The following is a 19,327-nucleotide window of genomic DNA, read 5'->3' as shown; positions in this document are numbered from 1 at the left end:
GGACCGCGCCGCGAAGCGCTGCAAGACCGCCCGGACCGGGGGCATTCGACTCGCATTGTCGCATTAGCGAAATGGCAAGAGCTTTGCCCGATTCTCCTCTGTGGGTGAGAATATGAGGTGGGTGAAATGTCTGTACATGGCGGGGGCCATGGGGCCCTTGAATACTATCCGTGCCGCTACGGCACGTCACGCGTGCTGTTCCGCGGTCCGCGGCGGCAGCTGGATGGCCCCTACGTGGCCTTCCTGGGCGGGACCGAAACCTATGGGCGGTTCATCGAAACGCCCTTTCCAGTCCTGCTGGAACAGCGGGTCAAGGTCGCCTGCGCCAATTTCGGCGTGGTCAACGCCGGGGTCGATCTGTACCTGAACGACCCCGCGGTGATGGAGATCCTGTCCGAAGCGGACGCCAAGGTGATCCAGGTCATGGGCGCACAGAACCTGTCGAACCGCTACTATTCCGTGCATCCGCGCCGGAACGACAGGTTCCTGCGCGCGTCCGAACGGCTTCAGGGGCTGTACCCCGAGGTGGACTTCACCGAGTTCCACTTTGTCCGGCACATGCTGGGCCGCCTGGCGGAGATCTCGCAGGAGCGCTTTGGCAAGGTGGTGGATGAGCTGCGCATGGCCTGGACCGCCCGGATGAAGCACCTGCTGACGCAGATGCGGGGGCCGGCGGTGCTCTTGTGGTTCGCCGATCATCCGGTGCCGACGGAGATCCCCGCCACGCTGGAGGGCGATCCGCTGTTCGTGAACCGCGACATGATCGAGACGCTGCGCCCGCGGGTAAAGCGGGTGGTCGAGGTCGTGGCCACTGCCGAGGCGCGGATGGAGGGCACGAACGGCATGGTCTTCAGCGATTTCGAAGCCTGCGCGGCGGCCGAACTCATGGGACCCCTGGCGCATGACGAAGTGGTCGCGGCGCTGGAGCCGGTGCTGGCCTCCCTGGTCGGGCCGGTCTGAACGGAAAAAGGCCCGCCGGTAGGGGCGGGCCTTTCGATCACGGGGTAGGGTGGGTTTTCAACCCACCGGGCGCCTCACAGCTTTTCGGTCAGTTCCGGCACGGCCGTGAACAGGTCCGCCACAAGCCCGTAGTCGGCCACCTGAAAGATCGGCGCCTCCTCGTCCTTGTTGATGGCGACGATGACCTTGCTGTCCTTCATGCCAGCCAGGTGCTGGATCGCGCCCGAGATGCCCACGGCGACGTAGAGATTCGGCGCCACGACCTTGCCGGTCTGGCCTACCTGCCAGTCGTTCGGGGCAAAGCCCGAGTCCACGGCGGCGCGGGATGCGCCCACTGCGGCGCCCAGCTTGTCGGCCAGCTTCTCGATCAGGGCAAAGTCTGCCTGCGACCCCACGCCGCGGCCACCCGACACGACGATCCCGGCCGAGGTCAGCTCGGGGCGATCGCTTTCCGCCACCTTGTCCTCGATCCATTCGGACAGGCCCGGGTTGTCGCCCGAGGCGAGATCCTCGACGGGGGCGGATCCGCCGGTGGCGGCCGCCTCGAAGGTCGAGGTGCGGAAGGTGATGACCTTTTTCGCGTCCTTCGACTTCACGGTCTGGATCGCGTTGCCGGCGTAGATCGGGCGCTCAAACGTGTCGGCGTCCACCACGGCTGTGACGTCGGTCAGCACCATGACGTCCAGCAGCGCGGCGACGCGCGGCAGGATGTTCTTGGCGTCGGTCGTGGCGGGCGCGACGATGTGCGAATAGTCCCCCGCCATCGAGGCGATCAGCGCCGAAACAGGCTCGGCCAGGCGGTGGCCGTAGATCGCGTCTTCGGCGACCAGCACCCTGGACACGCCCTGGATGGTCGCGGCCTCGGCGGCGGCGGCCTTGGCCGAGGCACCGGCGGCCAGCACGGTCACGTCGCCCAGCGCCTTGGCGGCGGTCACGGTCTTGGCGGTCGCGTCCATCGACAGCGCGCCATCGGTAATCTCGGCAATCAGCAGAACGGCCATCAGACGATCCCCTTCTCTTTCAGCTTCGCCACCAGTTCGTCGACCGACTTGACGATCTCGCCCGCCGCACGCGACGCCGGTTCCGTGGTCTTGACGATCTCCAGCCGCGGCGCGACGTCGACGCCGTAGTCGGCGGCGGTCTTTTCATCCAGCGGCTTTTTCTTGGCCTTCATGATGTTCGGCAGCGAGGCATAGCGCGGCTCGTTCAGGCGCAGGTCGGTCGAGATGATGGTCGGCATCTTGACCTTGATGGTCTGCAGGCCGCCATCGACCTCGCGGGTCACCACGGCATGGTCGCCCTCGACGTCCACCTTGTTGGCGTACATGGCCTGCGACCAGCCCAGCAGCGCCGACAGCATCTGCCCGGTGGCGCCCAGGTCGTTGTCGATCGCCTGCTTGCCGCAGAGCACGAGGCCCGGCTCTTCTTCCTTGACGATCGCGGCCAGGATCTTGGCCACGGCCAGCGGCTCGATGTCGTTGTGCACGTCATCGGCGGCGACGACGAGGATGGCGCGGTCCGCCCCCATGGCCAGCGCGGTGCGCAGGGTTTCCTGGCTCTGCTTGACGCCGATCGAAACAGCGATGATCTCGGTCGCCTTGCCGGCTTCCTTCAGGCGGATCGCCTCTTCGACGGCAATCTCGTCGAAGGGGTTCATCGACATCTTCACGTTCGCCAGATCGACACCCGATCCGTCCGCCTTGACGCGGACCTTCACGTTGTAGTCGATCACGCGCTTGACGGGTACAAGGACCTTCATCTGCGTGTCTCTCCTCAGGTCAAAATTCGCCGCGGGCGGACCCGCGGGGTTTCCTTGCCCGGTGGTGTAGCCTGCACGCGCGGGTGGAAACAGCGAAAAATCGTCGCGTTGAGGCCTGTCCGCGTCGCCGTGACGGGACGTTTCGCGCCTGGAACGCCGTCCCGGGCCAGACGTGCAGCAACGCCGATCTCGCCCGCTGGCTCGATGGGTTCAAAAGGTCCCGACAACATTCCGCACCCAAGGGCCTGCCGACGCTCTCAGCGGTGAACACCCTGATGAGAGCCCAATCCTAGCGGCAGATGTTGCGCAGCGCGGTCCACTCGGCATCGGTCAGCACCGGGCTGGTCGCGCCCTGGGCCCCGGCAAAGCCGCGCGCCTGTGCGGCGCGTTGCGCGGTGACCGGATGCGTCGCCAGGTAGGCGGGCAGTTTGATGCCGATGTCGTCGAGGTCGTCGAAAAACCGGGCAAAGCCGATGGCGCTGACGCCCGCGTCGTCCAGCATCTGCAACGCAAACAGGTCCGCCGCGGCCTCGGCCTCGCGCGTGTAGGCGGCGGTCATCAGGTGTTCGCCCACCAGCGCGATGGCCGCGCCGCCGGTGAAGTCGCCCAGCAGCATCGACAGCAGCCCGGCCGATCCGGCGGTGCGCAGCGCGTGCCGGGTGGCGTCGCGCGATTCGACATGCGCGATCTCGTGCGCCAGCACGCCGGCCACCTCGTCCGGCCCCCTGGCCTGCTGCAACAGCCCGTCGATGATCACCACCTGCCCGCCGGGCGCGGCGAAGGCATTGACCATCTCGTGATCAAAGACCTGGAGCTGGATGTCGTACTGCATCTCCTGCCCGTCGGTCAGCCGCGTCAGCATCTTTTGCAGCGCCGCCTGACCGGCCAGGTCGTCGCAGCGCAGCCCGCCCAGTTTGGACGCGCCCAGAATGCGCTCCATCTGCGCGGTCACGGTCTTGCCAAAGGCGACCTCGCGCTCGACCGGGATGATTCGCGCCAGCGTGTCGGCCATGGCGGGCAGGATGACGAACAGCATCAGCGCCGAGGCGACCGCCGCGCCGCCGGCGTAGGTCAGCAGCTTTTTCCAGGTGCCGGGGTGCAGGTCGGCCTTGAACAGGCCGGGCCGCGTGCGGCGCATCCAGTCGATCAGCTCGGCATCCTGCAGGATCAGGCGGGCGGGGTCGCGCGGCGCCTCGTCGTCGCTCTCGGCCTTGCGGGTCAGGGTCAGCCGGTCCTTGCGCGCGGTGTCGGCCAGCGCGCGCAGGTCCATCAGCGGCCAGCGCAGCGGAGCGGGCAGGGTGTCGCCGGTGATCTCCAGCGCCATGCGATCCCCCGTCAGGGCGACCTGCACGTCGTGCCGCCCCGCCGTCAGGCCATCAAAGAACTGCGCCTGGCCCGGTTGCATCAGATCGCGCCGCCCACGTCCAGCGCATCGGCAAAGCCTTCGGCATCGACGCCGGTCTCGGCCGCGCGCTGCACGATGCGGTTCAGCGCCGAGGCGTTCCGGACGGTGACGCTCTGGATATAGTGCGCCAGGATCGGCTGGGTGATCAGGATCAGGCTCAGCGCCTGCACCAGCACCAGCGCCACCAGGTAGCCGATGGCCATGACGCCGAAGATCAGCCCCATCTGCACCATGCCGACCGGTCCGCCCGCCAGCATCGGGATGAAGGCGGTGAAGATCGCGCCGACGATGCCGAAGGCGACCGAGGCCAGCAGGCTTAGCAGCAGGCCGCCCAGGATGTAGGTCTTGATCACCGTGCCGGCGCGCGGTTCGGCGTCAAAGCGGATCGCGCCATCCAGCACCTTGTTCCGGGTCAGGTAGCCGAAGGACCGCACGCTGTAGATCACCGACCCGACGATCGTCCAGATGTAGCCGACAAAGACCGCAATGCCGCCCAGCACCACCAGCGCGTCGATCCCGGACAGACTCGCGGCGATCAGCAGCGCGCCGACCACCAGCAGGCCGACGCCGATCAGGATATGCGTCATCGCGGCATAGAGGTCGGTCCACTTGCCCTCCTGCACAAAGCGGCCCGAGCCATAGTAGCTGCGGTCGGCCATGTATTTTTCCAGCCGGAAGGTCGCCAGCGGGGTCAGCGCGCCCAGCGTGACGGCGGCCAGCAGGTAATAGCCCAGCGCGCGCCAGACATAGCCCCAGGCGCCCTTTTCCATGCCAAAGCGGATGCCCCGCCAGCGGGTGCGCGCCATCTTGTAGCGCCGCGCGCGGTAGACCGCGAACAGCAGGAAGGGCAGCACCGCCAAGAAGGTGATGTAGATGGCCAGCGTCTGCGCCAGCATCTCCTGCGGCGAGGCGGTCTGCGTGTCCACCATCACGCTGAGGCCGACGTAGAACAGCACCATCTGCACCAGGCCGATGTAGACCGCGAGGAAGACCACTGCGACAAGGAAGCCCAGGAACTTCTCGATGCCGGTGCCGGTGTATTCGAAGCCGTCGCCATCCGCCTCGACCGAGGACCAGATGTACTTGCGGATCCGGGTCTTCTGCCAGAAGCGGTAGATGCCCACCGTCAGCACGGTCAGGAGCCCGGTCTTGAAGGCAAGGTTGAACAGCGGGCCTTTTTCGCCCGTGTAGCGGAAGGTCAGAATGTCCTGGTCGGAATGCATCGGCTCTACTCTTTGGTCTGCGGAAATGTTGGACGTTGCGTGTGTGGCCTGACCACGATGGGCGAGCCGTTTGCCAAGGTAAAGTGGGGAATGCCTGCCCCCTTGGCGGGAAAGGCGGTGTTCAGAACAGCGAGTCGCCCTTGCAGATGTCCTTGAGCGCCGCCCATTCGGCCGGCGTCAGCAGCGGGCGGGGGACAAAGCCCGGCGGCGTCGCCTCCTGTGCGGCGGCGATGCGGTCGCCCAGCTGCGGATGCGACATGAAATGCGCCAGCAGGCCCTCGGCATCGCCCCCCAGCTTGCGGAAGGTTTCGAACATCGCGGCCAGCGACGATGGCGCGATCTGCGCCTTGCGCATCATGTCGTGGGCAAAGCCGTCCGCCGCAGCCTCGGCATCCTGGCTGTATTGCGCCTGGATCAGCTGTTCGGTCAGCATCAGCACGACAAAGCCGCCGGCGAAATCGCCAAAGATCAGCCCCAGCACCCCCAGCGACCCGGCCGAGCGCAGCGCGTGCCGGGTGGGATCGCGGCTGACCACGTGGCCGATCTCGTGCGCAAAGACGGCGGCGATTTCTTCCGGCGTGCCGGCCTCGTCCAGCAGCCCGCGAAAGAACACCACGTGCCCGCCCGGCAGCGCAAAGGCGTTGACCATCTCGTGGTTCAGCACGTGCACCGTGATGTCGACCGGCGGGTCCATGGTGGCGACCAGCCGCGCCTCGATCTTTCTCAGCGCGGCCTCGCCGTAGGGATCGGTGCAGAAGCTCAGCGCCCCCAGCCCGGTTTCGTCCAGCGCCTCGCGGATCTGGGTCAGCGTCACCTCTCCCAGCGCCTTTTCGCCCTCGGGCGGGATGAACTCGGCCAGCTGGTCGGCCATGGTGGGCACCAGCACGAAGAGGATCAGCGCGACCGAGGCCACCGCCCCCACCGCCCAGGCCATCAGCCGCCCACGCCGGACCAGCGGCGCGGCGCGGGTGCGGTTGGGCAGGCGGGGGCGGATCGACGCGTCCTTCAGGATCAGCCGGGCGACCTCGTCGTCCTTCAGCCGCAGGATCACCAGGTCCGCCCCCGCCACGTCGGTCAACTCGCGGATCTCGTCCAGCGGCCAGTCGATCCCCTCGGCCACCAGAGCGCGGCGGTCCTCGTCGATCCGCAGGGTGACGGGGCGCGCTTCGGCGGTGAGACCGTCGAAATACAGGCCCTCGGCCTCGAACGGGCCGGTGTGCAGCGGCAGGATCACAGCGAGGCCCCCACGTCCAGCGCATCGGCAAAGCCTTCGGCCTCCACATGCTCGTCACGCGGGCGCTGGCGGATGCGGGGCAGCATGTCGGCGCCTTCGATGGTCAGGCTGCGCGCATAGTGGCGCGTCAGCGGCAGCGTCAGCAGCGCGGTCGACACCGCCGACCAGACCAGGAAGATGGCAAAGTAGCTCATCACCGCCAGCGCGATCAGCACCCAGGTGTCGGCATCCTCCAGCGCCGGGGCGATGTCGCCTACCTCGGTCCCGCCCAGCGCGCCCAGCGATTGCATCTCGACAAACAGCAGCGCGAGAAAGCCGGTGGGGATCGAGGCCAGGAACAGCGTCGACAGGTAGCCGAAGAAGAAGATCAGGAAGACGTGAAAGGGACTGGCCTCCAGCCGCAGCCGCATCTCGCCCAGCCGCTTGGCCGAGGTCAGGCGTTTCAGCGTCTCGACCCGGTAGTAGACCAGGGCGTAGAGCAGCAGCAGCCCGGCCACGGCATAGAGCGTGATCGCCAGCGGTGCGATCCCCGCGCCCAGCAGCAGCGTGGCCAGCACAACCAGGCCCAGCGTCACGAAATGCCATTTCAGCGCGCCAAAGAGCATCGTCCACTTGCCGCCCTGTTCCATCTTGTGGTCGCCGAACCATGTGCGGTCGGTGCGGTATTTCTCCAGCCAGAAGGTCATGCGCGGCCACAGGAGGCCCAGCGTGATGATGGTCAGGAAGCCATGCCACAGCGCGCGGCCCGCGTAGCCCCAGGCGCCCGGCTCCAGGCCAAAGCGCAGGCCCATCCAGCGGGTGCGCGCCAGCACGTAACGCCGCGCGCGGTAGCGGGCATAGAACCAGATCGGAAAGACGCCGATCAGGCTGAGCAGGTAGGCCGTCACGTTGCCCTGGAACAGCGAGAAACTGACGAACATCAGCGCCAGGTTCACGATGCCGATGTAGAAAGACAGGATGACGACGGCGATCAGGAAGCCCAGCAGCTTTTCCCAGGGATCGCCGACGTATTCCAGAGGATGGCCGCCCGGGCGCACCGCCGACCAGTACCAGCGCCGCACGCGGGTCTTTTGCCAGAACCGGTAGATGCCCAGGGTCAGCACGGTCAGGATGCCGGTCCACAGCGTCAGGCCGAAGATGCGCCAGCGTTTGCCGGAAAATGCCGTGGCCAGAGGGTCTTCCCGCGTTGCCAAGGTCGTTTCGGCCGGGGTGGCCGCCGCGGGGGGTGTTTCATCGCCTGGCAATCGGGTGTCCGCCCTGTCTCGACCGTCTGGCCGCAGATTGGCGCTTTGCAGCCGGGGGCGCAACAGGGAGCAGGGCGGGCAGGCGCCCGGATTGACGTGGTAACACCCCCAAATCCCGGAACACGCCCGCAGGGCGCCGGGCGAGCGGCGGACCGTCCCGGCGGTCTGCCGCTTTGCTGAGGTCGCGCACCGCACGGGTACTTCGGATGTGTCCCGAAAGAGCGCACCCGATCACCCGTTGGCGCGGCATCCAATGGTCCGCCGCCCGCCCGGTTCGTGCAGTGACTTGCAGGGCGGATCGAGGTGCCAGGTTAACCATCTGTTAACAAACGGATGTTTCGCGCGCGAAACGCTCAGGTAAAGCGGTTGTCCCGGGGAAAGCCGCGCGGCGCCATGCGACCGGCGCTGGCGCGCTTGCCGATCCATTCCTCGAGGTCGGTCTCGGTCCTTGTGCGCCCCGCCGGGTCCAGCCAGCTGAGCCCCTCGGCCAGCGTGAAGGTCCGCGCGTCCGACAGCCCGCCGTCCTTGTACTTTTGCAGCCGCACGCCCTTGCCGCGCCCCATCTCGGGCAGTTCGTCCAGCGCGAACACCAGCACCTTGCGGTTGTCGCCCACCACGGCCACATGGTCGCCCGACACCGCACGGCAGACCCGCGCCCGTGCCGGCGCGCGCACGTTCAGCACCTGCTTGCCGCTGCGCGTCTGGGCGATGACCTCGTCCTCGGGCACGACAAAGCCATCGCCCGCGTCGGAGGCCACCAGCAGCTTGCGCCCTGGCAAATGGATGAAGATGTCGATGATCTCGGCCTCGTTGGGCAGGTCCACCATCAGGCGCAGCGGCTCACCCATGCCGCGCCCGCCTGGCAGGCTGGCCGCCGAGACGGTGTAGAATCGCCCCGTCGAGGCGAACACCAGCAGCCGGTCCGTGGTTTCGGCGTGGAAGGTAAAGCGCGGGCCATCGCCGTCCTTGAACTTCAGCTCCGAGTTCAGGTCGATGTGCCCCTTCATGGCGCGGATCCAGCCCATCTGCGAACAGACCACGGTGATCGGCTCGCGCTCGATCATCGCCTCGATCGGCACTTCTTCGGCTTCGGTCGCCTCGGCAAAGGCGGTCAGGCGCGCGCCGCGCTCCAGCCCCTTGCCGAACTTCTTCTTCACGTCCTTCAGCTCTTCGGAGATGCGCGCCCACTGCAACTCGTCGCTGTCGAGCAGGTCCTCGAGGTCGGCGCGTTCGGCCATCAGGGCGTCACGCTCGTTGACCAGCTCCAGTTCCTCCAGCCGGCGCAACGACCGCAGGCGCATGTTGAGGATCGCCTCGGCTTGCACGTCCGACAGCCCCTCGGAGCGGCCGACGAAACGGGCGGGCACCTTGGCGTCGGTGCCGTCATCGGCCAGCACGCCGCGCGCGATGGCCTCCGGGTCTTCGCGCAGGTCCAGCGTCCTGACGTCGATCCCGGCCAGCGGCGAGACATAGTCGGTTTCATCGTTGGCGCGGACGATCGTGGCCTGGTGCGGCTTCGACCAGTCCTCGTACATCAGCGCGGCCTTGGGGTCGTCATCGTAGCGGATGATGTCGATCACCCGGTCGAGATTCAGAAAGGCGACGATCAGCCCCTCCAGCACCTCCAGCCGGTTGTCGATCTTGGCCATGCGGTGTTTCGCCCGGCGGATCAGCACCTCGCGGCGGAAGTCGAGGAAGGCGCGCAGCACCTCCTTGAGCGAGCAGACCTTGGGCGTCACGCCGTCGATCAGCACGTTCATGTTCAGCGAAAAGCGGATTTCCAGATCCGAGTTGCGGAACAGCATCGCCATCAGCGTGTCGGGATCGACGCCGCGTGACTTCGGCTCCAGCACCATGCGCACGTCCTCGGCGCTCTCGTCGCGCACGTCGGCGAGAATCGGCACCTTCTTGGTCTGGATCAGTTCGGCCAGCCGTTCGACCAGCTTGGACTTCTGCACCTGGTAGGGGATCTCGGTCACGACGATCTGCCAGGTGCCGCGGCCCAGGTCCTCGACATGCCATTTCGCGCGCAGGCGGATGCTGCCGCGCCCGGTGCGGTAGGCCTGCGCGATGTTGTCCGCCGGTTCGACGATCACGCCGCCGGTCGGGAAATCCGGCCCCGGCACGTATTGCATCAGGGTGTCGTCCACCGCGTTCGGCGACTTGATCAGGTGCAGGCAGGCGTTGATCAACTCGCCGATATTGTGCGGCGGGATGTTGGTCGCCATGCCGACCGCGATGCCGCTGGACCCGTTGGCCAGCAGGTTCGGGTAGGAGGCCGGCAGCACGATGGGTTCCATCAGGCGGCCGTCGTAGTTGGGGCGGAAATCGACCGAGTTCTCGTCCAGCCCTTCGATCAGCGCCTCGGACATCACGGTCATGCGCGCTTCGGTGTAGCGCGAGGCGGCGGGGTTGTCGCCGTCGATGTTGCCAAAATTGCCCTGACCGTCGACCAGCGGGTAGCGGATGGTGAAGTCCTGCGCCAGCCGCGCCATGGCGTCGTAGATCGCCGCGTCGCCGTGCGGGTGGAAATCCCCCATCGTGTCGCCGCTGATCTTGGCCGATTTCAGAAAGCCACCGGTGGAACTGAGACGCAGCCTGCGCATTGCATAGAGGATGCGGCGGTGCACCGGCTTCAGCCCGTCGCGGGCGTCCGGCAGGGCGCGGTGCATGATTGTGCTGAGCGCATAGGTGAGATAGCGCTCGCCAATCGCGCGGCGCAGTGTCTCGGAGGTGTTGCGCGGGGTGATGTTGGGGGTATCGGCGTCGTCATCCATAGATGTTGTGATAGCGACGCGTTGCCGGCGCAGCAAGCGGTGGGGCGGGAAAAACCGGGGGATTTTCCCTTAGAGGAACGCCGGGAATCGGTTAACAACAGGCGATGCTGCGAATGAGACACATACTTGGGTCGGTGCAGGCCGGTGGGCGCGACGCGTTGCGGCGCGTCCGGGGGGCTGCCTGGCGTCTTGGCCTGATGGGCGTGACCTTCGCCGCGCTGGGCTGGGCCTGGTACGCCATGTCTGGTGGCAGTGAGTTCGAGCCCGGCGAGCATGGCGTCACGATCCTGGCCGAGGTGAAGCCCGCCGCGCCCGTCGTCGCGCCGCGCCCGGCCGGGCTGACGATCCAGCCGCGCGAACTGGCCCCGGTGGTCGAGGTCGAGCCGCGCGTCAGTTCCTTGCAGACGCGCGATCCGCTGCCATCGAAATCCGTGCGCGTGCCCGAGCGCGTGGTAGAAGCGCCCGCGCCCGCCGCCCCTGCACCCGAACCCCTGGTCGAAACGCCCGACCCCGAGACGCTGCGCGACCAGCTGGGCGACGATTTCACGCTGGCGATCACGCAGGCGATTCAGGACAGCGACGTCACGCCGCCGCCGGCCGAGAGTTTTGACATCGGCGAGCCTGTGGACCCGGCGGCCGAGACACCCTTCATCGCCGGGCTGGGGGCTGCGCAGCCGCTGGGCACGCCGCTGGCCGAAGGGACGCCTGTTCTCGCACAACCCGACCTGCTGTCCGCTGAGCCGGAGTTTCGAACCGTGACGGGCACCCGGGTGAACCTGCGCGACGGCCCCGCCACAAGCTTTGACGTGGTGACGCAGCTGTTCGAGGGCGACGAGGTCGAGGTGCTGGAGGACAGCGGTGACGGCTGGGTCAGGCTGCGCACCCTGAACGGCGAACAGGTGGGCTGGATGTCCGACGATTTCCTGGAACGGCGCAACTAGCTTTTGCCGCCGGGCTGATCTACAGCGCGCGGATGACCGACCGTTCCATTCTCATCACCGGCTGTTCCTCGGGGATCGGTTTCGACGCGGCGCAGGGACTGCGGGCGCGCGGCTGGCGGGTGTTTGCCTCCTGCCGTCAACAGGCGGACTGCGACCGCCTGCGCGCGCTGGGTTTCGAGGCCCCGCAACTGGACTACACCGACCCCGCCAGCATCGACCGGGCCCTGGCCGAGGTGCTGGAGGCGACCGGCGGCACGCTGGGGGCGCTGTTCAACAACGGCGCCTACGCCATGCCCGGCGCCGCCGAGGACCTGCCGACCGAGGCGCTGCGCGCGATCTTCGAGGCCAACGTCTTTGGCTGGCACAGCCTGACCCGCGCGGTGATCCCGGTGATGCGGGCGCAGGGATACGGGCGGATCGTCAACCATTCCTCGGTGCTGGGGCTGGTCTACGCGCCCTGGCGGGCGGCCTACACGGCGACGAAATTCGCCACCGAGGGGCTGACCGACACCCTGCGGATCGAGATGCGCGACACGCCGATCCACGTCGTCACGCTGAACACCGGGCCGGTGACGTCGAAGATCCGGCAGAACGCGATCCCGCATTTCGAACGCTGGATCGACTGGCAGGCCAGCCCCCGCCGCGCGCAGTACGAGGCGAAACTGCTGAAGCGTCTGTACGAAGAGCGCGGTCCGGACGCCTTTGAACTGCCGCCCTCGGCGGTGACGGCCAGGCTGATCCACGCACTGGAAAGCCCGCGCCCGCGCCCGCGCTACTACATTACCAAGGTGACCTGGATGATGTCGGCGGCGCAGCGGCTGCTGCCGACCCGGGCGCTGGACTGGTTGACGGCCAAGGGCTAGGACTCTTCGCTTTTCCCCTGGGCTCCGCTATGTCCTGCCCAAACCACGGGAGTCGTCATGACCAAGGACCCATTGTTCATCGTCATCGCCGTCGTCATGCTGGGCGTCGTCGGTATCCTGCTCTTTGGCATCGGCAGTTTTGCCAAGGGCGGGGAGTTCAACAAGAAACATGCGAACAGGGCGATGCGCTGGCGGATCGGGGCGCAGTTCGTCGCGGTCCTGCTGATCCTGCTGTTCGTCTGGCTGCGGAGAAGCTGACATGGTCGTGCTGAGCAAGATTTACACCAAGACCGGCGATGCCGGCGAAACCGCGCTGGGCAACGGCGCGCGGGTGGCCAAGTTTGCCACCCGGGTCACCGCCTATGGCACGGTGGACGAACTGAACTCGGTCGTCGGGTTGGCGCGTTTGCAGGCCACGGGGGACCTGGACGGGCAACTGAGCCGCATCCAGAACGACCTGTTCGACCTGGGCGCGGACCTCTGCACGCCGGACATGGAGAAGGACGCGGAAAAGGAATACCCGCCGCTGCGCATGGTGGCAGGGCAGGTCACCCGTCTGGAGCGCGAGATCGACGCGATGAACACCCGGCTGCAACCGCTGCGCAGTTTCATCCTGCCGGGCGGGTCGGCGCTGGCGGCGCACCTGCACCATTGCCGCACGGTGGCGCGGCGGGCGGAACGCTTTACCGTCGAACTGGCGACGATGGAGACGGTCAACACCGAGGCGGTAAAGTACCTCAACCGCCTGTCGGACTGGTTCTTTGTCGCCGCGCGCATCGCCAACGACGACGGCAAGGCCGATGTCTTGTGGGTTCCGGGCGCGAACCGGTCGTAGACCGGCGGGGCGTCCAGTGGACGCCGCGGCGACCGGAAGGGCGCAGCCCTGGCCCAAAGGGCGGGCGCGAATCGCGAGTGACCTTTTGCGGCGGAGCGGCTGGGTTGTCCTGCGCTCAGAGCCTTTCCGCCTCCAGCCAGACGCCGCCCTCGGGGCGCAGGGTCAGGATCATCACCGGTTTCGGGTCGCGGCCCTTCACGGCGGTAAACCGGAAGTTGGCCAACAGGGTGGCCAGCACGATCACCGTCTCCTGCAAGGCAAAGCTGGCGCCGATGCAGATGCGGGGGCCGTCGCCGAAGGGCAGGTAGGCGTAGCGGTCGGGCTTGCGCGCGCTCCAGCGGTCCGGGCGGAAGGCGTGCGGCGCCTCCCACAGGTCGAAATGCCGATGCACGGCATAGATCGGAATCATCACGGTGTCGCCCGGCTCGATCCGCGTACCGCACAGCTCGTCCACCCCCTGCGCGGTGCGCGAGACCAGCCCGCCCGGCGGATAGAGGCGCAACGCCTCGTCCACCACCTGCCGGATGAAGGTCAGGCCGGGCAGGTCCGCGCCCTGCGCCACGCCGTCCCGGACAACTGCCCGCGCCTCGGCCCGTGCCCGATCTTGCGCCGCCTGGTCAAAGGCCAGCAGGTACAGCGACCAGGACAGCGCCAGCGCCGTCGTCTCGTGCCCCGCCACGATGAAGGTCAGCAGGTTGTCGCGCAGCTCGGCCGGGGTCATGCGCCGGCCGCTTTCGGGGTCTGTCCCGTCGCGCAACAGGTCCAGCAGATCGGGAACACCTTCGGTCCCGCGCCGCGCGCGATCGGCGATGGCGCGGTCGGCAACCTTGCGCATGTCCGCCACCCCGCCCGCCCCGAAGGCACGGCCAGGTCGCGGCACCCAGTCCGGGAAGCCGAGTATGTCAAATAGCGAGATCTTGCCCGCCTCGGCGATATAGGCGTCGATCGCGCGGTGCACGGCATCGCGCTCGAACCCTGCGCCTGACGAAAACGTGACCGCCGAGATCACGTCAAAGGTGACGGTGACCATCTCCTGCATCAGGTCCACCGCGCGCGGTCCGGCCGCGGCGATGCGGTCCACGGAGCGCGCCGCCGCCGCCGACATGACCGGGGCCAGGTTCATCACGTTGCGGTGCGAAAAGACCGGCGCGGCGGTGCGCCGCTGCCAGCGCCAGTGCGCCCCCTCGGCGATGAACAGGCTTTCGCCCACGGCGGGGCGCAGCAAGTTCTTGGTGATCACCGATTTGGGGTAATTGTCCAGGTTTTCCAGAAGGATGCGTCGAATCGCGGCGGGTTGCATCAGCATGTGCCAGCGTTTGCCCGTCCGGCCCGAGACGATCGGCAGGCGCAGCGCGACCTCGGGGATGATCGACAGCACGTTCTCGCGCGAGGCACGCAGGCTGGCGAGCATGTTCAGCGGACGGGTCGCCAGGGGCACCTGCACGGGCAGCGCGGCGGGTCTGCCGAGGGGAGGCTTGAGGGTCATCTGTGGCTCCACGGTCTCTGTCGTCAACATAGCGGTGCGCGGGGGGTCGACAAAGGGGCGCGCCGATTGCAGGCAGGTGCAGGCCGCGCTATCGGAGGCGCGGTTTTGGAGGGATGTCGATGATCCGTATCGCTGCCGCCCTGGCTTTCGTGCTGGGACTCGCCGCCTGCACCGACGCGACCAGGGACCTGTCGGAGCCGACAGAGCCGCTGGGCAATTTCGTGCTGGGCTATGTCGCGGCCGTCGCGGAAAAACCGGAACCGGCCAAGCTGCTGGTGTCGCGCGACGCCACCGCCGAAGAGTGGATCGCGGTCGTCGACACGGCGGCCAAGGCGCGGTTCGAACGCTTCGAGGGGGACAGTATCTACCACCTCGGGCTGAAGGTGATGGCCTATTCGCTGCCGCCGCCGGTGGTGCCGGGGAAATCGGCGCTGCACCTGGCGGTGACGGTGTTCGACGACGCCAATTGCATCAAGATGAACCCCAAGGTGCACGACGTGATGGTCATCCAGGTGTTCGAATCCCGTCTGAACCTGACGCGCGAACAGCAGATGCAGCGCCTGGCCGAAACCGCGGCCAAGGAGATCGAGACCTGGCTGCGCGAGCAGATGGAAAGCGACGGCTGGTTCACCGAGGGCTACAAGCCGCCGAGGGGCGCGACCCGCGTCGCCGGTGGCTGCGGCGCCTGATCCCGGCGGATCGGCGGGGCAATTATCCAAGTGGTGCTTGATTTTCGCTGCCCGACTCAATAAACGGCGCGCGATGAAACCGGGGCGCGTCAGCGGCCCCCTCAACCCGTGAGGCGTCTGGAAGATGGCAAAGGAAAAGTTCGCGCGCAACAAGCCGCACTGCAACATCGGCACGATCGGTCACGTCGACCATGGCAAGACGACGCTGACGGCGGCGATCACGAAGTATTTCGGCGACTTCAAGGCCTACGACCAGATCGACGCGGCGCCGGAAGAGAAGGCGCGCGGGATCACGATCTCGACCGCGCACGTGGAGTACGAGACCGAGGCGCGGCACTACGCGCACGTCGACTGCCCCGGCCACGCCGACTACGTCAAGAACATGATCACCGGTGCGGCGCAGATGGACGGCGCGATCCTGGTGGTGAACGCGGCTGACGGCCCGATGCCGCAGACCCGCGAGCACATCCTGCTGGGCCGCCAGGTCGGCATTCCGGCGATGGTGGTGTTCCTCAACAAGGTCGACCAGGTGGACGACGCGGAACTGCTGGAACTGGTCGAGATGGAAGTGCGCGAACTGCTGTCCGTGTACGATTTCCCGGGCGACGACATCCCGATCATCGCCGGCTCGGCGCTGGCCGCGCTGGAAGGCCGTGACCCGGAGATCGGCGAGAACAAGATCCGCGAACTGATGGCCGCCGTGGACGATTACATTCCGCAGCCGCCGCGCGCCACCGACCAGCCGTTCCTGATGCCGATCGAGGACGTGTTCTCGATCTCGGGCCGCGGCACCGTGGTGACCGGCCGGGTCGAGCGTGGCGTGGTGAACGTCGGCGACGAACTGGAGATCGTGGGCATCCGCGACACCCGCAAGACGACCTGCACCGGCGTCGAGATGTTCCGCAAGCTGCTGGATCGCGGCGAGGCCGGCGACAACATCGGCGCGCTGCTGCGCGGCGTGGACCGTGAAGGCGTGGAGCGCGGCCAGGTGCTGTGCAAGCCCGGCTCGGTCAAGCCGCACACCGAGTTCGAGTGCGAGGTCTACATCCTGACCAAGGAAGAAGGCGGCCGCCACACGCCGTTCTTCAAGAACTACCGGCCGCAGTTCTACTTCCGCACGACGGACGTGACCGGGACGGTGAACCTGCCGGAAGGCACCGAGATGGTGATGCCGGGCGACAACCTGAAGTTCAACGTCGAACTGATCGCCCCGATCGCCATGGAAGACGGCCTGCGCTTTGCCATCCGCGAAGGCGGCCGGACCGTCGGTTCGGGCGTCGTCACCAAGATCCTGAAGTAACCGGACCGCCTGCCTGCCGCCGCATGGGTGGCAGGCATGGCGCTCAGGCTGACACGGAAAAGCCGCCCCTCGGGGCGGCTTTTTTCTTGGCTGCCCACCTGCCGCGCGACCGGACGCGCGGCAGGTGGCGCGGTGCGCGTCAGCGCAGCAGTCCACGGATGGCGGCCTGCTTGTCGCCGTTGCTGCCGTCGCCGTGCACGATGTTGATCAGCGCGTGGATCTCGGCGTTGGTCAGGCCGGAGAAATCCGCACCGGGCACGATGGCGCTGGCTTCGCTGGGGATAGACGGGGCGGTCATGGCCTGGGCGGTACCGGCGATGGTGGCGGCGGCGATCAGGGCGGAAGCGATGAAGGTTTTCATGAGGGGTTCCTTTCTTGAGGGGTCGGGGGCGCAACGCGGCCCGCCGGTCGTCAGGAAGTGCCAGTCAGTCTGCCTGGCAGGGTGCAATTCTGGTCGGCTGAGATGTCAGCGCAGCAGCCCGCGGATGGCGGCCTGCTTGTCGCCGTTGCTGCCGTCGCCGTGCACGATGTTGATCAGCGCGTGGATCTCGGCGTTGGTCAGGCCAGAGAAATCCGCGCCGGGCACGATTGCGCTGGCTTCGCTGGGGATAGACGGGGCGGTCATGGCCTGGGCGGTGCCGGCGATGGTGGCGGCGGCGATCAGGGCGGAGGCGATGAAGGTTTTCATGTCTGTTTCCTTTTCTGCTGTTGTCCGTGCGGCGGATCGTTCCGCCGCGGTCGTCTGGGTGCCGGTCTGTCTGTCCGACATCTCAGCAGGTAGGGGCTCCGGATCGGGGAGGGAAATCACGTCGCGCTCGCGCGGCTTCACGCCGATTTCATGTTGATTTTCATTTTGTTGAACAGGTCAGTGTGAGGTTTTGCACAGGCTTGGTGCGGGTCAGGATTTGCAGGGGCACGCGCCGGTTCCCTCGCCTGGCGATCCTTGTGATCGGCGGCGAGGACTGCGGCGTTGTCAGGCTTTTCACATGTTTTTGAGAACGGCCATTGGGGTGCGGCGCATCTGCCCGGCGCTTGTTCCCGGCGCGACTTGGCCGCATGGTACACACAAACCGCAACGTCAGACCCGAGGTCCCGCGTGACACCACCCCCTGAAGGCTCCGCAGACCCTCTGCCGAGGTTTTTCGCCGAGAAAAGCTGGGAGCGGGCCACCGCCGCCGACATCGGGCGGGCCGCGCTGGTGCCGACCATGCTACAGTTCGACGAACAGGCCTACTATGTCGCGCTGACGCGGGACTGGGCGCGCGGTGACGGGGCGATCGTCGACCTTGGCTCTTTCGCCGGCGGCTCGGCGGCCTGCCTGGCCGAAGGCGTTGCCCAGGCCGGGCGTCAGCAGGTGGTCTACGGCTACGACAAGTTCGACGTCACCGATTACGATGTCTTCGCCGAACGCTACCGCGCCTATTGCGCCAGCCCGCCCGCCAGCGAATGCGGCCTGCCCCCGATGCCACTGCCAGAGCCGCACGGCACCGACCTTCTGCCCGTCGCGGCAGAGTTCCTGCGGCCCTGGGGGCAGGGAATCGAGCTGCGCAAGGGGCAGATCGAGGACATCGGCTGGCCGGGCGGCGAGATCGAGGTGCTGGTCATGGATGCCTCCAAGACCGCCGAGTCGATGGACCAGATGAGCGCGCAGTTCCTGCCGCACCTGATCCCGGGGCGGTCCGTGGTGGTGCAGCAGGATTTCCTGTGGTGGCAGCAGCCCTGGATCGCCGCGCAGATGGCGCTGTTGCGCGATTACCTGGTGCCGCTGGTCCATGTGCCACGGGATTCGGTGTCGTTTCTCTGCGTGCGGGCGATTCCCTCGGGCCTGCTGGAGGGGCTGACCCTGGCCGCCATGCCGGACGAGGAGATGATCCGCCTGCACCGGGAGATGAAGCAGATGGTCAAGCCGCTGCGCATCGACCGCCAGATGCGCCGCCTGACGGCCTCGGTCCGGGCCAATCCCGGCGTGCGCAAGGCGTTCGGCTTTCGCAACAAGCCGGAAACCGGCGACAAGGGGTGATTTCCGCGCTGCGGGGCGGAGTTTCGCTCTTGAATTCCGCGGGACGATTCCGTAACTCTCGGCGCACTCGAGGGGTATAGCTCAGCTGGTAGAGCGACGGTCTCCAAAACCGTAGGTCGCGGGTTCGAACCCTGCTGCCCCTGCCAACTCTCCGGACATCCTTGGCGGACTGCATCACGGGACGCTTTGACCGGGGCTTGGCCTTGTATTTGCCGGCGGCTGGGCGTATCTCCGGGCAAACCTTGGAAGGCACGGGAACACCCAGCATGGCAACCACCAACCCGCTTCAGTTCATCCAGCAGGTGCGGACAGAGGTCGGCAAGATCGTCTGGCCGACCCGCCGCGAAGTGCTTCTGACCACCATCATGGTCTTCATCATGGCGACGCTGACGGCGATCTTCTTCGCGCTGGTGGACCTCGGGATCCGGTCCGGCCTGCAGGGCCTGCTGTCGGTCATCGGCCACAGCTGAGCGCTGCCGCGGGCGCGAGAAGCGCTTGCATCGGGTCCGAAACGACGGTAGGACCCCGCCGAGAAGGGCGCGCGGCGGAAAGGTTGCGCGCCGCTTTTTTGTTTCTGGAACGCCCGTCCGG

At 67.1% G+C, this 19,327-nt stretch carries 19 protein-coding genes and 1 tRNA gene; 10 read left to right on the top strand and 10 right to left on the bottom strand.

The window, feature by feature from the left end; all coding sequences use genetic code 11:
- Positions 1–126: 126 nt before the first annotated feature.
- Positions 127–960, top strand: a complete 834-nt coding sequence (locus tag MAA8898_RS17280) for a DUF6473 family protein (protein WP_094022271.1) — start codon at positions 127–129, stop codon at positions 958–960.
- A 74-nt stretch (positions 961–1,034) separates the two neighbouring features.
- On the opposite strand, the gene MAA8898_RS17275 is transcribed toward MAA8898_RS17280, so the two are convergent.
- From MAA8898_RS17275 to MAA8898_RS17245, 7 genes are all read right to left on the bottom strand, one after another.
- Positions 1,035–1,961 (bottom strand): electron transfer flavoprotein subunit alpha/FixB family protein, encoded by a 927-nt coding sequence (locus MAA8898_RS17275; RefSeq protein ID WP_094022270.1) that lies wholly within the window; start codon positions 1,959–1,961, stop codon positions 1,035–1,037.
- The gene (locus MAA8898_RS17270) at positions 1,961–2,719 is read right to left on the bottom strand and encodes an electron transfer flavoprotein subunit beta/FixA family protein (RefSeq protein ID WP_094022269.1); all 759 of its coding nucleotides are present in this window, start codon (positions 2,717–2,719) and stop codon (positions 1,961–1,963) included. The genes MAA8898_RS17275 and MAA8898_RS17270 overlap by 1 nt, the downstream gene beginning before the upstream one ends.
- Positions 2,720–3,008: 289 nt before the next feature.
- Complete coding sequence (locus MAA8898_RS17265; protein WP_094022268.1) at positions 3,009–4,124, bottom strand: M48 family metallopeptidase; 1,116 nt, start codon at positions 4,122–4,124, stop codon at positions 3,009–3,011.
- Complete coding sequence (locus MAA8898_RS17260; RefSeq protein WP_094022267.1) at positions 4,124–5,347, bottom strand: YjgN family protein; 1,224 nt, start codon at positions 5,345–5,347, stop codon at positions 4,124–4,126. Before MAA8898_RS17260 ends, MAA8898_RS17265 begins: the two co-directional genes overlap by 1 nt.
- A 121-nt stretch (positions 5,348–5,468) precedes the next feature.
- Positions 5,469–6,581, bottom strand: coding sequence for a M48 family metallopeptidase (locus tag MAA8898_RS17255; RefSeq protein WP_245853452.1), 1,113 nt, complete (start codon positions 6,579–6,581; stop codon positions 5,469–5,471).
- Positions 6,578–7,774, bottom strand: a complete 1,197-nt coding sequence (locus MAA8898_RS17250) for a DUF898 family protein (protein ID WP_245853450.1) — start codon at positions 7,772–7,774, stop codon at positions 6,578–6,580. Before MAA8898_RS17250 ends, MAA8898_RS17255 begins: the two co-directional genes overlap by 4 nt.
- Before the next feature lie 404 nt (positions 7,775–8,178).
- On the bottom strand, positions 8,179–10,602 hold the full coding sequence (locus tag MAA8898_RS17245; protein ID WP_094022266.1) for a DNA topoisomerase IV subunit A: 2,424 nt from the start codon (positions 10,600–10,602) through the stop codon (positions 8,179–8,181).
- Between the two features lie 113 nt (positions 10,603–10,715).
- On the opposite strand from MAA8898_RS17245, the gene MAA8898_RS17240 reads away from it, so the two are divergent.
- From MAA8898_RS17240 to MAA8898_RS17225, 4 genes are read left to right on the top strand one after another with little or no spacing between them, the layout of a single operon-like run.
- The gene (locus MAA8898_RS17240) at positions 10,716–11,543 is read left to right on the top strand and encodes an SH3 domain-containing protein (RefSeq protein ID WP_176445206.1); all 828 of its coding nucleotides are present in this window, start codon (positions 10,716–10,718) and stop codon (positions 11,541–11,543) included.
- A 32-nt stretch (positions 11,544–11,575) separates the two neighbouring features.
- Entirely contained in the window at positions 11,576–12,406 is an 831-nt protein-coding gene (locus MAA8898_RS17235) for an SDR family NAD(P)-dependent oxidoreductase (RefSeq protein ID WP_094022264.1), read from the top strand.
- Positions 12,407–12,463: 57 nt separating this feature from the next.
- The gene (locus tag MAA8898_RS17230; protein WP_094022263.1) at positions 12,464–12,664 is read left to right on the top strand and encodes a twin transmembrane helix small protein; all 201 of its coding nucleotides are present in this window, start codon (positions 12,464–12,466) and stop codon (positions 12,662–12,664) included.
- Position 12,665: 1 nt separating this feature from the next.
- Positions 12,666–13,241 carry a cob(I)yrinic acid a,c-diamide adenosyltransferase gene (locus tag MAA8898_RS17225; RefSeq protein WP_094022262.1) on the top strand — a complete coding sequence of 192 codons (576 nt, stop codon included), beginning with the start codon at positions 12,666–12,668 and terminating at the stop codon, positions 13,239–13,241.
- 115 nt (positions 13,242–13,356) lie between these two features.
- On the opposite strand, the gene MAA8898_RS17220 is transcribed toward MAA8898_RS17225, so the two are convergent.
- Positions 13,357–14,727: a cytochrome P450 gene (locus MAA8898_RS17220; protein ID WP_094022261.1), complete on the bottom strand. Its 1,371-nt coding sequence runs from the start codon at positions 14,725–14,727 to the stop codon at positions 13,357–13,359.
- Between the two features lie 119 nt (positions 14,728–14,846).
- Here MAA8898_RS17220 and MAA8898_RS17215 point away from each other — a divergent pair, with 119 nt between their 5' ends.
- Positions 14,847–15,416 carry a hypothetical protein gene (locus MAA8898_RS17215; RefSeq protein WP_094022260.1) on the top strand — a complete coding sequence of 190 codons (570 nt, stop codon included), beginning with the start codon at positions 14,847–14,849 and terminating at the stop codon, positions 15,414–15,416.
- 124 nt (positions 15,417–15,540) lie between these two features.
- Positions 15,541–16,716, top strand: a complete 1,176-nt coding sequence (gene tuf, locus MAA8898_RS17210; protein ID WP_094022243.1) for an elongation factor Tu — start codon at positions 15,541–15,543, stop codon at positions 16,714–16,716.
- Positions 16,717–16,855: 139 nt separating this feature from the next.
- Here the strand turns inward: tuf and MAA8898_RS17205 are convergent, their stop codons facing one another.
- Both MAA8898_RS17205 and MAA8898_RS26335 read right to left on the bottom strand, forming a co-directional pair.
- Positions 16,856–17,077, bottom strand: coding sequence for a hypothetical protein (locus MAA8898_RS17205; RefSeq protein WP_094022259.1), 222 nt, complete (start codon positions 17,075–17,077; stop codon positions 16,856–16,858).
- 105 nt (positions 17,078–17,182) lie between these two features.
- Positions 17,183–17,404, bottom strand: coding sequence for a hypothetical protein (locus tag MAA8898_RS26335; RefSeq protein ID WP_094022259.1), 222 nt, complete (start codon positions 17,402–17,404; stop codon positions 17,183–17,185).
- 408 nt (positions 17,405–17,812) lie between these two features.
- Between MAA8898_RS26335 and MAA8898_RS17195 the strand changes: the two genes are divergently transcribed.
- From MAA8898_RS17195 to secE, 3 genes are all read left to right on the top strand, one after another.
- Positions 17,813–18,736, top strand: a complete 924-nt coding sequence (locus MAA8898_RS17195; protein WP_094022258.1) for a hypothetical protein — start codon at positions 17,813–17,815, stop codon at positions 18,734–18,736.
- A gap of 70 nt (positions 18,737–18,806) precedes the next feature.
- Positions 18,807–18,882: transfer RNA gene (locus MAA8898_RS17190), tRNA-Trp, on the top strand.
- Positions 18,883–19,002: 120 nt separating this feature from the next.
- Complete coding sequence (secE, locus tag MAA8898_RS17185; RefSeq protein WP_094022257.1) at positions 19,003–19,206, top strand: preprotein translocase subunit SecE; 204 nt, start codon at positions 19,003–19,005, stop codon at positions 19,204–19,206.
- Positions 19,207–19,327 lie beyond the last annotated feature (121 nt).

The sequence above is a fragment of the Antarctobacter aquimaris genome (assembly GCF_900184945.1).
In the GTDB taxonomy this organism is placed as follows: domain Bacteria; phylum Pseudomonadota; class Alphaproteobacteria; order Rhodobacterales; family Rhodobacteraceae; genus Maliponia; species Maliponia aquimaris.
The sequence above is the reverse complement of the archived record's forward strand: the minus strand, read 5'-3'. Positions and strand labels throughout refer to the sequence as shown.

Coding starts and splice junctions, on each gene's coding strand:
- MAA8898_RS17280 (WP_094022271.1), top strand. CDS start 127: ATGTCTGTACATGGCGGGGGCCATGGGGCCCTTGAATACTATCCGTGC.
- MAA8898_RS17275 (WP_094022270.1), bottom strand. CDS start 1,961: ATGGCCGTTCTGCTGATTGCCGAGATTACCGATGGCGCGCTGTCGATG.
- MAA8898_RS17270 (WP_094022269.1), bottom strand. CDS start 2,719: ATGAAGGTCCTTGTACCCGTCAAGCGCGTGATCGACTACAACGTGAAG.
- MAA8898_RS17265 (WP_094022268.1), bottom strand. CDS start 4,124: ATGCAACCGGGCCAGGCGCAGTTCTTTGATGGCCTGACGGCGGGGCGG.
- MAA8898_RS17260 (WP_094022267.1), bottom strand. CDS start 5,347: ATGCATTCCGACCAGGACATTCTGACCTTCCGCTACACGGGCGAAAAA.
- MAA8898_RS17245 (WP_094022266.1), bottom strand. CDS start 10,602: ATGGATGACGACGCCGATACCCCCAACATCACCCCGCGCAACACCTCC.
- MAA8898_RS17240 (WP_176445206.1), top strand. CDS start 10,716: ATGAGACACATACTTGGGTCGGTGCAGGCCGGTGGGCGCGACGCGTTG.
- MAA8898_RS17235 (WP_094022264.1), top strand. CDS start 11,576: ATGACCGACCGTTCCATTCTCATCACCGGCTGTTCCTCGGGGATCGGT.
- MAA8898_RS17230 (WP_094022263.1), top strand. CDS start 12,464: ATGACCAAGGACCCATTGTTCATCGTCATCGCCGTCGTCATGCTGGGC.
- MAA8898_RS17225 (WP_094022262.1), top strand. CDS start 12,666: ATGGTCGTGCTGAGCAAGATTTACACCAAGACCGGCGATGCCGGCGAA.
- MAA8898_RS17220 (WP_094022261.1), bottom strand. CDS start 14,727: ATGACCCTCAAGCCTCCCCTCGGCAGACCCGCCGCGCTGCCCGTGCAG.
- MAA8898_RS17215 (WP_094022260.1), top strand. CDS start 14,847: ATGATCCGTATCGCTGCCGCCCTGGCTTTCGTGCTGGGACTCGCCGCC.
- tuf (WP_094022243.1), top strand. CDS start 15,541: ATGGCAAAGGAAAAGTTCGCGCGCAACAAGCCGCACTGCAACATCGGC.
- MAA8898_RS17205 (WP_094022259.1), bottom strand. CDS start 17,077: ATGAAAACCTTCATCGCTTCCGCCCTGATCGCCGCCGCCACCATCGCC.
- MAA8898_RS26335 (WP_094022259.1), bottom strand. CDS start 17,404: ATGAAAACCTTCATCGCCTCCGCCCTGATCGCCGCCGCCACCATCGCC.
- secE (WP_094022257.1), top strand. CDS start 19,003: ATGGCAACCACCAACCCGCTTCAGTTCATCCAGCAGGTGCGGACAGAG.